Genomic DNA, 12,293 nt, shown 5'->3' with positions numbered 1-12,293 from the left:
AACCGTCCGCGCAATGCAGGATACATGCATGAGAAAGGACAGCAGCCGCCTCAGGCCGACCTCACATAGCGGCGCGACAAATATTTTAGCTTCCGCCTTGCGACCGAACCGGGGCCCAGAAGATGGATGAGAGAACGCTCGAGCCTCGGTTCTCGGGCAGCGCGCGTCCTGCCATGTCACCACGGCCTACGACAGGCGTGCATCGAGTCGTAACAATACGAAAACCGATCCCAGGTTGGGGCTGGCTTTGCAGGTTAAGAGCATGATTTCGAGCCTTTCTAAGCTTTTTTTGGTCGTTGCGCGCGCACATGACAAGTGCACGCTTGACGCTCGGCTAGGGGCTGTGGTCAAGTCACGATACAGCGCTCGGGACGATCGACCGTCGATCTGACAATTTATCATTGAAGGTATCGCGACGGTGATTTGTGGATTGACTGGCTACCGTGCGCGTTTCCCTCGGCTGATTATTGCATTTTCGCTTTCAGTGGGCTTTGCCTATGCCGCCCATGCTCAATTGGCTCAGACGACCATCGCGAGCAAATTGCCGTTGTCGATCAACGATGTTTTGGCCATGGAGCAGCTCGACCGCGCTTCGATTTCGCCGGATGGCAAATGGGTCGCAGCAGTCGTTCGACGGCGTGCGAAAGACGGTGAAATTTTTGGTCGTGCATCATACGAGATCGATCCGACCCGCGGAGACGTATGGCTGATCTCGACAGAGACCGGCGAACGTCGTGCCTTGACCAATGGCCTTCCTAACGCGGCTGGGTTCTGGTGCGCCACTTGGTCTCCGGACGGACAGCGATTAGCCATGTTGTCGACCGCGCCGGAAGGGGGCGAACCACGCGGCGGCGACAATGTACGACTTTATATTTGGGATCGGACGACAAGCGATCTCTCGCGACTGAGCGGCGACGCCGTTATGACCCAGTCTCGCTTCGGAAGTCCCATTGATAAGCTCGACTTAAGAGGGGGTGCCGATCACGAGACGACTGCGCATACCTGTCACACGGGGGTGGTGAGCGAGAATGCTCCGTTTCTTTGGCTCGATGACAATCGGTTGCTGGCCGTTACCCTGCCAAAAGGCGAGATATCGATTGCTGTCGATCAATATGCCCGGCGATATCGCGCCGAGGCCGACGATGCTGTTCGCCTCCGCAGTGGTTCAACTGCCACCGTAAGCGTCTCTGCAAGCGGCGACGCTAGGAAACAGCAAACGCAGGGCCTGTTTAGCTCGGTCATTCAGATTATTGATGTCCGAACTGGCGTAAAGAGAACCGTAGGCACGGTCCCAGCCTACCCCTTCCGGAGCGGCCTGACAGCTTCGGTTTCTCCAGACGGCCAGCGGTTGGCTGTACTTGCTTCGGTGAGTGCGTTTCAGCCAGAGGTGGGTCGACAGTTTCCCAATGTCCGCGAGCCGGAATGGACAGTCGAACGACGCCTTGGGGTTGCAAATCTTCAAACTGGCACCGGGTTTCACTGGCAGACTATGTCCGCGGCTTCGCATTTCCCACTCGAACTTTACGGCTGGTCTCCGAACAGTCAAGACGTCGCGATTCGCGCGCGCGCGTCGCAGTACTCTGTGGCCACCCCACTTTTTATTGTGAATGCAGATAAAGACTCCGTCCGTTCGTTGGGCTCGATCTCCATCGGGAACGAGGCTGCGGGCGCCGATCGGCCTCGCTCGCCGCTGGCCCGTTGGGCCAACGATCGTAAGCTGTTCGCTCGCGCATCCGACGGAAAATGGTGGCTGCTGAGCATCGATGGGCGCGAGAGCCTTGTTAGCGGCACCGCCGGCCTGCCGTCAGACGTTCTCGTCCGCGATGCGAATGGCAGCTTGACCATGCTCATAGGCAAAGGTGTATTTAGGCTCGATCCCGCGAAATCTAGAATGGTACGGGTTTCCGAACTGGGCGAGGAAGGAAGATTCCTTCTCTTTAATAAGTCCGATGCACCATCTACTGGGCAGCTGACGCTCCTTCACAGCAATGATGGTGGCTTTCGACTGGCAACTCTAAATGCGGCGACAGGAGTGCTAGGGGCGTTGAGCCCTGCGACCGGGGGCGATATTTTGGATGTGGATCTGGAGCGTGGACGCCTACTGTATAGTCAAAGCGGACGGTCCGGAATTTCTCTCCTCGAGCAAGATTTTTCGACGGGGAAAAGTCGCGAGCTACTCAAGCTGAACACATATCTAAATAAGATCGACTGGGGTGATACACGGCTTGTCCAATACCAAACCCCAAGTGGCGGATCGCTAAATGCCGCAGTCCTTCTTCCGCCAGGTTACCAGTCGGGGCGTTCCTACCCCACATTGGCGTGGGTTTACGGCGGCTATGATGTGCGCTCACTTGAAAATGACTTCATGACAGATCCGCTTCAGCCTGGGCTTTATAACCTTAGGCTTTATGCGGCCAAGGGCTATGTCGTCGTCGTCCCTTCTATGCCATTGGATCGCAGTAAGAGCGACATCTACTCGCAACTCCCCACCGGGGTAATGTCGGCGATCGACAAGCTCGTGAGCCTCGGCATTTCCGATCCCGAACGATTGGGCGTCATTGGCCAAAGCTTTGGAGGATACAGCGTTTATGGCCTTCTAGGGCAGACTAGTCGCTTTAAGGCAGCCGTGGCGATCGCGGGACTGTCGGACTTGTCCAGCCTTTATGGCGAATTCGATCCGACCGGACGGGGATACCCGAACATTGAGCACGAAAAGAGCGATAATTGGTTCGAAATAGGTCAGTTCGGCGAGCAATTTCCGCCTTGGGGGGATCCAGCAGGCTATGCCCTTAATTCCCCGCTTAGTCATGTCGATCACGTCACCACGCCACTGCTAATGATTCATGGCGACGCTGACTTACGCGGCAACCAAGCCCAAGCCGAGCGCTTCTTCTTTTCGCTGTACGCCCAAGGAAAAACTGCGGAACTCAGGCGCTATGGCGGCGAAAGTCATAGCGTATCTCAGTCCCCTGCAAACATTCGCGATGCTTTCGAGCAGACGATCATTTGGTTCGACAGGTACCTAAGGAAACCCAACGACGCTGCAAAAGAGAAGCCCTAATTGAAATGCTCCGACGCTATGTTCTGGCAGCTGTAATGGTACGATACGTACCCCCAGCTCTCACAGGCTTCTCTCACCGGCTCCCTCATACGTTATACGGCGTGACTTCAATAGCATGCCAACTGCAACCCGCCGGCATCTACAGTTGAATTAGGCTGGATAATTTACTTTGTTTAACAACTTCTCTTTGCGAAAAATTTGCTTCTATGTCCTGTTAGTAACGATTATAATAACACTAGTTTTTAATTATAATCGGCTTGGACTTTTAACCGCAGAAATTGGAATCTTTATACTGATTCCGACAGTGCTATTTAGTATTGATCTAAGCCTGATCGTGCTTGCCACAATTTTTCCGGATTTGGAAAAATGCAGACTTTGCGGGATCGACGGCCTGCTTGAACGCCCCGTCCATCCTCTTGATCAAGTACCAATCATTGTGCCACTTCTTGTCGCGAGCTATCGCGATATCGAGGCTGCGGCGTCGTGCCTTAGCGAAAACTGGTCAATGACGTACGAATGGCCTGTAGAGATTATCCTTTTGGTCGACTTTCGCGATTCAGCTCTCGCCGAGGAAAAAGAAGATATTCACCTCCAGAAACGCTTGGAGCAAACTGTCCATTCTCTAAACCAAGCCCGTGTGAAGGATGGGCTGCCCGCCGCACGTCTGTTGTACCGTAGACGGGTTTGGAACCCGTTCGAGCGAACTTGGATGGGTTGGGAGCGAAAGCGGGGAAAGGTTGTAGAGTTTTTGAAACTGACGCGGGAAATGCCGACTTCTTTCATCGGCGATTGCCCCGCGATGTGGGTGGGAGCGTCAACTGTCTTCGTCATGGACATTGATACAAGAGTGACCGGCGAAGGTCTGCTGCTGCTGTCGAAGACATTCGAGCAGCGGAGAGCAGGTTGGGAGCGCGACAAGCGGCCTGCACTTATGTCGCCCGTCGTTCGGACGCTGGACCGCGCTGAAGAGCCGATCCAGAGATGGCTTTACGAACCTTGGGTGTTTTCGGTTAACAAGGACTGGCGCGAACACACACTCCGCGATCGCGTTTTTGGGCATGACATTTATAATGGGAAAGCTCTCATTGCGGTCGACGACTTCCTTTCCTTAAGTAGCGCTATCCCAGATAACACAATTCTCAGTCACGATCATCTGGAGGCAATACTTGGTCACGGATGCTCTTCGCCAATCGCCAGCGTCTACGAGCCATTTCCTGCTTCGCGGACAAGCTGGGAACGACGGCAGCATCGTTGGATGAGAGGAGACTTTCAGGTACTACCTTGGCTTTTCAAAGGAGTAGGTGAAAAAAGGGTTTCCGCGATAACTCTCTCAATGAGAGCAGCGATCGCGCACGTCATCCTCGACGCGTTAAATCCAGTAGCTATCTACATCGTAGTGGTGAGATGCTTGTTCACCAGTTGGCGCCTGGGACTCGTAATTGGATCACTTCTGCTCCTATTTCATCGTGGCGGAACATTGCTTGCCGCCTGCCGCATTCCGTTATTTTTAATAAAGACGGATCGCAAAAATGGATTATTTAATACCGCGCGCTTTCTCATCGCGAATGCTTTTATGCGATCATTAGGCACGCTATTCTATCTTCAGCGCGACGCGCTTATCACATTCCACGCGTTAATAAAAACGTCCTTTAGGCTCACTTTACCCGGCCGAAAGGGATTACTGGAATGGTATCCGGACGATATAAATAGACCAATCATTGCCCGAAGAAAGCTTGAAGTCCTTCTTATTTTAATCTCACTTATTTCGTTTACCGCTGGTTTCGCTGGCCCAGGCGTACCTTTTGCCATTATAGCCTGGACTATTGTGCCAATTGTCTTGAATCTCGTACCTATTAGAAGGACGTCAATTCAAAGGCCGCGTTTTTGACCCCAGCGCCCTCCAGTTGCCGCGACTTCCCGGGTCGCTGCCGTTCAATTATGCTTCCTTGCATTGATAACACCATCCGCAACCTCCACGATTTTGAGCAGCCCTTTGCACCTGCTCGATCGAAGCGTGAGGCCCTGTTCGAGGATCAAATCTGCGCGTCGCGGAGCGCTAAACGCCAGGTTGGCGGTACGCCGAACGCAAATGGTGCGCCGTCCATTGGTATAGTTAGAGGGCGTTTTGGAAGTTTCACCATATCTGCTGATTCGCTGTGGCTCCCCGAATCCCGGGAGCCTTTCGCGCGGTCGGTTAGTTTATTGAGTTCCCTTGATAGGATCACCAATTGAACCGGCTTCCCCCCAGGTCCAACCAAGGTGATGGCATCGGGGGAGACATACATCTGTTTTTACCCGTCTCGTGGCATATATTCGGGTATTCTTTGCTCTTTCTTGTAGTCGTTATGGGTGCCGCGCTGGCTTGGGGAAAGTACACGCAATCAGAAACTGTGTCGGGCGAAATCGCCGTGAACTCGATCAGTATCACCCCAAGTCGGCCCGGACTGGTAGGCAAGTTGCTAGTCAATGAGGGAGACCAAGTAACGGCCGGCGCTCCGCTTGTGTCTATTAAAGTCGAGGAGATTGTGTCGCCGGGAGAAACTGGTCCGCGACAGGTTTTGTCCGCGCTCGATTTGCAAGACAGCACCTTACAGCTCCAGCAAGCGGCGGCCGCAAGCGTGACAGATTCCTCGCGCGAAAAGCTTGAGGTGCAAGCGCTGGGGCAGCGTGCCGCGGTCTCGGCGATTGATCGCCAGATAGGCGAGCAAAGCAGCCTGATCCAAAACGCCGTTGCAGATCTTGCTCGAGTTCAGACTATCGCTGACCGCGGCTTTATCAGTCGCCGGGACATGGCTGCGCGCGAGGACGCCGTGACGTTACGGCGCCAGCAAATGGCGGCATTGGAACAGGCGCGAGGGGACAAGCTTGCGGAGTTGAACGCAACTCGTAAGACGGTTGAAGAGGCGACGAATCAAAGGAAAGTTGCTCAGGCCCAGATAGCGGAAACGCGCGCCGCTCTCGCACGACAACGGTACGAAGTTGCTGCATCGCGCGGCTATACGCTCGTAGCTCCCGTCAGTGGTCGTGTCACCGCCGTCGTGGTGAGGGAGGGGCAGCAAGCAATACCGAGCCAGCCGCTGATGGCCGTTGTACCTCGCGGAGCCCGCCTTCAGTCCACATTGTACGTCCCTACTCGGGCAGCCGGATTTCTTACGATCGGGCAAAAGGTTCGACTGCAAGTAGATGCGTTTCCGTTTGCGACCTTCGGCGCTGTGCCCGCTACAATCCTAGCGATCAGCCCGGTTACGATAAATCATGTCGGGTCCGATGGAAAAAATGAGGTCGTATACATCGTTACGTGCTCCATACGCTCGTCGATGGTGCGAGCTTTCGGTGGCTTCCAGCTATTACACCCAGGAATGACGTTAAAAGCGCGCGTAATTATTCGCCAGATGTCCCTCTTGGAATGGTTATTTGAGCCCATCTACGCGGTAAAGAAACAATGATCGATCAGCTAAATCTAGGCATTTTCTCACTACGCAGGATAAAGCACATCCGCCAAACCGAGATTGCAGAATGTGGTTTGGCATGTTTAGCAATGATAAGCGAGTATTACGGCTCGAACCTCGACTTGGTAGGATTAAGGCAAGACTACGCGCCCAGCCTAAAGGGCCTGTCGCTCCGTAATTTGTCCAACGTTGCCGAAAACATCGGACTACTCGCGCGCCCAGTGAGGGTTCCTGCTGACTCGCTAACCCGTTTACACCTCCCGGCGATTTTGCATTGGGATAGCAACCACTTCGTGGTTTTGGAGCGCATTAAACACGGACGAGCCGAGATTTTCGACCCAGCGAATGGGCAGGGTTCTAGAATGACGATGGACGAGGTTGCGGACCACTTTACCGGCGCGGCCCTCGAGCTAAGTCCAACTGAAGAATTTAAGGTATTTGAAAAGCGACCGCGTCTAAAGGCATCACAGCTTTGGAAAAATGTAACGGGATGGAAGCGTGTAGCCACGCAGACCCTGATACTCACGATCGTGCTACAAATCGCCGCCATAGCTTGGCCGTTTTATATGCAAATCGTAATAGACAAGGTTTTACCATCATCTGATGAGACCTTGTTGGCCCTTGTAGCTTTAGCGTTTGCTGCACTAACGATACTCAACGGCGTCGCCGTGATTGTGCGTGGATTTGTACTACTTTCAACCGGAACGTCATTAGGCTTCGTTGTCACTTCCAGGCTAGGGAAAAGGCTGTTCAGGCTTCCGATCGCGTGGTTCGAGCGACGCCATGTTGGCGATGTGATGTCGAGATTTCAATCCGTGCACCCTATTCAGGATGCCTTTACTCAGGGAATCGTGTCATCGCTAGTCGATGGCGCCATGGCTCTTCTGACCTTAATAATAATGATGTGGTACAGCATACTTTTAACAGCAATCACTTTTATTAGTTTTACGTTCTATATTCTCGTAAGGATTGTCTCGTTTAGGCTTGAGCGACAGGCGCGTGAGGCTGCAATAATCGCCGGCGGTCGAGAGCAATCGATGTTAATAGAAACTCTCAGGGGTATCACCGTTCTCCGACTTTTTGGACGAGAAAATGATCGCCACATGCTTTGGCAAGGTAGACTTACGGACCAAGCAAACGCAAACGTGATGGTAGCGAGAATTGGCATTTGGCAAGGGGCAGCAAATAGCATCATTACTGGGCTAGAGGGGGTTCTAATAGTATGGCTGGCCGCCAATCTCGTACTAGCCGGTGGCTTATCAATTGGCATGCTCGTAGCCTACCTTGCGTACAAACAGCAATTTGTATCGCGAGCATCGACCTTGATCGACCAAGGCATCGCATTCCGAATGCTGAGCCTTCACCTTGATCGCATAAGTGACATTGCGCTCGAGAAGGAGGACATCAGCTTCGCGCCGCCGCATTCGGCCGATACCGAATTTTCCGGACAGGTCGAGCTTAAGGATGTGTTTTACCGATATGGCCCAGCCGAACCTTGGGTCCTTCGCGGCTTGAATTTGCGAGTCGAGTGTGGACAGCATATCGCAATTACGGGAAGTTCTGGCGGCGGAAAGTCAACTCTTGCGAAGATTTTACTGGGCCTCGATCAGCCTGAAAGTGGGCTAATGTTGGTTGACGGGGTTCCGTTGCTCCAACACGGCGTCCGCAACTATCGGTCGAAAATAGCCGCCGTTCTTCAGGAAGACTGCCTGTTCGCCGGGTCAATCGCAAGCAACATCGCGATGTTCGATCAGGAGATTATTATGGACCGGGTGATCGAAGCCGCCTCGCTAGCCGCGATCGCCCGCGAAATTGACGCAATGCCGATGAAATATGAGTCTCTTGTTGGCGACATGGGATCAGCCCTATCCGGAGGTCAGAAGGCGCGCATACTATTGGCCCGTGCCTTATACAGAAAGCCAAGGTTGTTGCTTCTTGACGAGGGCACTGCCCATCTTGACTGGCAAACAGAAGCTCTTGTTAATGAGGCTATTAACGCAATGGGTATCACAAGAATTGTCATTGCCCATAGAAAAGAGACGATAAAGAACGCTGATATTGTTTATTCCATGAATGATGGATTATTGACGATGCATTGATACCATTCCTTCGTGTTTTTGTAGCTCTATCAGTTAAGTTATATCAAAGGAACTGGGTATGTTTAGCCTGTGCGTCAATACGAATTTGCGGCCGAAGATTTGTTCGACATCTCAGCGATCGGTCGAAATAGATGATGGGTTTGTCAAATGTCTCCAGATTAGGCATATCCAGATGGAGCACATCTATGCTGACCAACGCTTGATTGTCTGGATTGGGGAGATAGCCGACCCGTACCGCGGGACGATTGATCGCTTAGAAAAATATTCGGCATTAGAGGGCGCTGACGCTACGAAAATTGTGATCGACTGGAACTTCAACCCTGCACGCATAAGTATGGTTCGGGCGGCAGACGGCTCGACACCGATGCACATTGCATGCGAAAATGGCAATTTTAGAGCCACGTGGGATTTTGAAGAGATCGCACTTTGGCAACAGGCACCGCAGCCTGACATTGAGGCCTGCGTGCTTTATCTAGAGCACGGGCCCTCTCTTACGAGGAATCAGGTATTAAAAGGTGTCTTCAATCTTTGGCCAGGTGAAACCGTCAATTCGGACGGTTATAGAATCAGCTTTACCGAACAGCAACTTCGAGGAGTGCCCGCGGAGTCGTATCTATCTCAGGGCAGCACCGCGACAAATGAGTTTCTTCATGTAATTGGAGAGAGTATCGCAGGTAGTTTGAATCGCTCTAAGGGCGTATTGTTAGAATTAAGTGGTGGTATGGACTCCAGTTGCTCCGTGTTAGCCGCTGCGTTGCTCCGTGATGACCTGAGTTCCTACGGATTAGTTCACGAAGGGGCCGTTGGGATACAGCAAAGCTCGCGGCGGCGAGAACTTGTTGAACTACTCTCTCTGAACGATCACGAATACCCGTCTAACGTAGTATCTCCCATTGCCGCCCTAAAGTACGAGGAATGCCTTTTCACCCCGATGGATGACAACCATAGGCTTGCCTGCGTGCATGCGATCAGTTCCCACCCTGACGTCGACCGTTTGGATATGGTCATCACCGGGATAGGTGGTGATGAGTTAGGTATGGAGCGTACATATATTCGCCGGGATTACGAGGTGTCAGGCCTACTTTCTTCCTCCGCCGTTCTGGCGAGCGTGGGACGAGGAGACATATTTCTGAGGCGTGGAATTTGGCCATGCAATCCGCTTGCAACTCACCGCGTTGTCAATTTTTGCCGGCGACTTCCGCGGACTTTCCGAAACGGTCGACTTCTTCACGTGCTTACGCTCGCGAGATCAGGTTTGAGCGACAGTTTCATTTTTCCACGATATGGCGAAAACTTTGGTCCGCTGCTCATTAGAGAAGCCGCGCTCACAGATTTCGACGCTGAGGTCGGCGAGTCAATCTTGGCCGACTATGGCATCAATATTTTCGAGCTGTTACGTGATGCGAGGGAACAAGCTGGCCGAGATTTTACCACAGACATGGCCGTAAGGCTTTGGCATTTGTTAAAGCTTGAGCGAATTCTAAAAAAGTACGTGGGAAGCCAAAAGGTCTCCGAAATACCATGATCGAACATATTACAGAATATCACGCAGCGCTTCAAACTAGGCTATATTTTTCTATCTTGGAGAAGACTGGCGGCCCCAAAAACGGAGCGTTTTCCGGCATACTATGAAGGGTCGATTAATGAAGACCGATATTGACATCGAAACGCTAACGGAGTTCTTGCTAGATTACAACAAATATGAGTGGCCTGATTGGCTTATTCAGTATCATCTAGAGGTTCCCATCTCCCGCCAACAGGTAGCCTTGCAATTTGATGACTCGAGTCAGGTTGCTGGTATTATGGTGTGGGCATTTGTCGGGGATGACATTCATTGCGATCTATTACGCGGCAAGGCGAGAATTCTTCATTTATCAGAATGGAACGAAGGATTGAACCTATGGGCTTGGGCCTTCATGTCGCAACAGCGAACTTTGCCTCTTTCTTTTAGAAATCAACTACGTGAATTGGCCAGGTTATCTGGTGTATGCCACCTAGGCGTCTATGGATCTCCAAAAATATGTGCAATTTTCTAGAATCGAGATCTTTCGAGCGACGTGAGCCCCACCTTCGCGGCAACGGGAATCACTTATGGTTCATTGGGAAATCCAAGGCAGTTCAAGTGTTACGGTTCCGTAATGGCGCCGTTAAAATTTTTTAAAGTTATGTCGGTTAGGACCCGATCGGACTTTTTGTCCGATGACCAGCGCGCTTGAGCGTTGTATTTTGTGTCTTCTCCGGTCTTATACTTGACAATTAATCCAAGTGACATAAGGGTTTGAGCTAGGCGCGGCAGACCAATTGCGCCCTCCAAGGCCAAATAGGAGCTAAAGGCATGAAAAAGGAACTGAGAAGCGATTCGAAGACCCGGGGGCCAATCTTTGGCGCTCCCCTACAGACCCTGGCAGCTGAGGAGTTGGACCGGGTCTTTGGTGGGCAAGCAGGCCCCCCGGCTCCGAGCCCGACGCCGCCTTCCACGCCGACGAGTCCAGGGTCGGGACCTTATCCTTATCCTTACAAGGGAACCAGAGGTTACGATCTCTACGGCCAGGAAAACTAAGCGTATTTAACCAGATGCTCGGCCCATGCATAACTGCGTGGGCCGAGTTGTTGTTAGGCGTCTCGTCACACGATATAACGATGGCGGGCGGTATCGCGCCCCGAGCGCGGGCGCCTTCGCCACACCGCTCTGCTCTTTCACCGCCAAAACCTAGCCAGTGACGGCTTATAGCCAATCGCGCATTTAGCCGCACTTAATCATTGCGTTTGGGACTAGTCTCGAATTTTTCTGACTGCGTCATCGTGACCCATGAGCCGGTGTTGGTTCAGGGATTTCGCCTGGAACTTGCCCTCGAACGATTCGATCAAGGCGTGGTCGGTCGACGCGCTAAGCTGCTAGAAGTCTAGTGTAACGCCCTTGATGAACGCCACAGATCGAGGTCCTCGGAGACAAACTTGTCCCCTGATCAACCATCGAGCCCAGATAGCCAGTCTCGCTGCAGACCCGATTGAGCATATCGATCACATCTGGCGCCCGGAAGCTGAACCGCGGCACCGCGGCCGAGGAGAAGCGGCTGTACCTGTTGATAACCCTGAAGATGCGCAGCATCGGTCCTATCGCCACTTGTCATGGACACTCCATGAGCGCGTATCCGATTGTGATCGTAGCCGACTTCGAGGGACTATCCTCGCGTTGCTGAGCGCCCATGACAAAAAATCGTCCCCAGTGTTAACTCGCCGATTTTGGCGTGCAACGTCTTCACGTCGATCGCCGGCTCTGCCGGCTCACTATGGCTCTCCGACGCGAAAACCCCCGCAGCCCCGTCCAGCAGCTGGCTGCGCCACCTCGTGATCTGGTTCGGGTGAACGTCGAACTGCGGCGGCAGCTCGGCCAGCGTCTTCTCGCCTTTCACGGCAGCTAACGTCAGCTTCGCCTTGAAGGCCGGCTGTGGTTCCGGCGTGTTCGCTTCGTCATCTGATATCCTGTTCGGCAGCCATACTGGCCGCCTTCAGGCAGAAACTCCACTTAGCAGCCTGTCCAGATTTGCCGAGCCACCTCTGCCGTCCTGCTTGCCCACCAGCGATGGTCTGCTGAGTATGATCGCGATCACTATCCGCCACCAACTGCACCGCGGTCGTTGACTTCGGCGCTCTGGCTCAACTTTTTCGCCATGCTGCTCATAC

The 12,293-nt window shown here is 52.9% G+C and carries 6 protein-coding genes and 1 pseudogene; 6 read left to right on the top strand and 1 reads right to left on the bottom strand.

What is annotated here, in order from left to right:
• Window positions 1-430: 430 nt before the first annotated feature.
• The 6 genes from RH90_RS23030 (at window position 431) to RH90_RS23755 (ending at window position 10,645) form a co-directional block, all read left to right on the top strand.
• Entirely contained in the window at window positions 431-3,061 is a 2,631-nt protein-coding gene (locus tag RH90_RS23030; RefSeq protein ID WP_157134797.1) for a prolyl oligopeptidase family serine peptidase, read from the top strand.
• 169 nt (window positions 3,062-3,230) lie between these two features.
• Complete coding sequence (locus RH90_RS23765) at window positions 3,231-4,949, top strand: hypothetical protein (RefSeq protein ID WP_157134796.1); 1,719 nt, start codon at window positions 3,231-3,233, stop codon at window positions 4,947-4,949.
• A 457-nt stretch (window positions 4,950-5,406) separates the two neighbouring features.
• Window positions 5,407-6,507 (top strand): HlyD family secretion protein, encoded by a 1,101-nt coding sequence (locus RH90_RS21020; RefSeq protein WP_037493990.1) that lies wholly within the window; start codon window positions 5,407-5,409, stop codon window positions 6,505-6,507.
• Window positions 6,504-8,609, top strand: a complete 2,106-nt coding sequence (locus RH90_RS21015) for a peptidase domain-containing ABC transporter (protein ID WP_081477066.1) — start codon at window positions 6,504-6,506, stop codon at window positions 8,607-8,609. Before RH90_RS21020 ends, RH90_RS21015 begins: the two co-directional genes overlap by 4 nt.
• 172 nt (window positions 8,610-8,781) lie before the next feature.
• Window positions 8,782-10,134 carry a hypothetical protein gene (locus RH90_RS23760; RefSeq protein ID WP_157134795.1) on the top strand — a complete coding sequence of 451 codons (1,353 nt, stop codon included), beginning with the start codon at window positions 8,782-8,784 and terminating at the stop codon, window positions 10,132-10,134.
• A 118-nt stretch (window positions 10,135-10,252) separates the two neighbouring features.
• Window positions 10,253-10,645: a toxin-activating lysine-acyltransferase gene (locus tag RH90_RS23755; RefSeq protein ID WP_157134794.1), complete on the top strand. Its 393-nt coding sequence runs from the start codon at window positions 10,253-10,255 to the stop codon at window positions 10,643-10,645.
• A gap of 1,176 nt (window positions 10,646-11,821) precedes the next feature.
• Here the strand turns inward: RH90_RS23755 and RH90_RS21010 are convergent.
• Window positions 11,822-12,084, bottom strand: a pseudogene (locus tag RH90_RS21010) (transposase); the annotation flags it as partial.
• Between the last annotated feature and the right edge of the window lie 209 nt (window positions 12,085-12,293).

Source organism: Sphingomonas sp. PAMC 26605, from assembly GCF_000241485.1.
GTDB lineage: Bacteria > Pseudomonadota > Alphaproteobacteria > Sphingomonadales > Sphingomonadaceae > Sphingomonas.
Note: the sequence above shows the minus strand (reverse complement) of the source record. Positions and strands in the feature narration are given on the sequence as shown.

Coding starts and splice junctions, on each gene's coding strand:
- RH90_RS21020 (WP_037493990.1), top strand. CDS start 5,407: ATGGGTGCCGCGCTGGCTTGGGGAAAGTACACGCAATCAGAAACTGTG.
- RH90_RS21015 (WP_081477066.1), top strand. CDS start 6,504: ATGATCGATCAGCTAAATCTAGGCATTTTCTCACTACGCAGGATAAAG.
- RH90_RS23760 (WP_157134795.1), top strand. CDS start 8,782: ATGGAGCACATCTATGCTGACCAACGCTTGATTGTCTGGATTGGGGAG.
- RH90_RS23755 (WP_157134794.1), top strand. CDS start 10,253: ATGAAGACCGATATTGACATCGAAACGCTAACGGAGTTCTTGCTAGAT.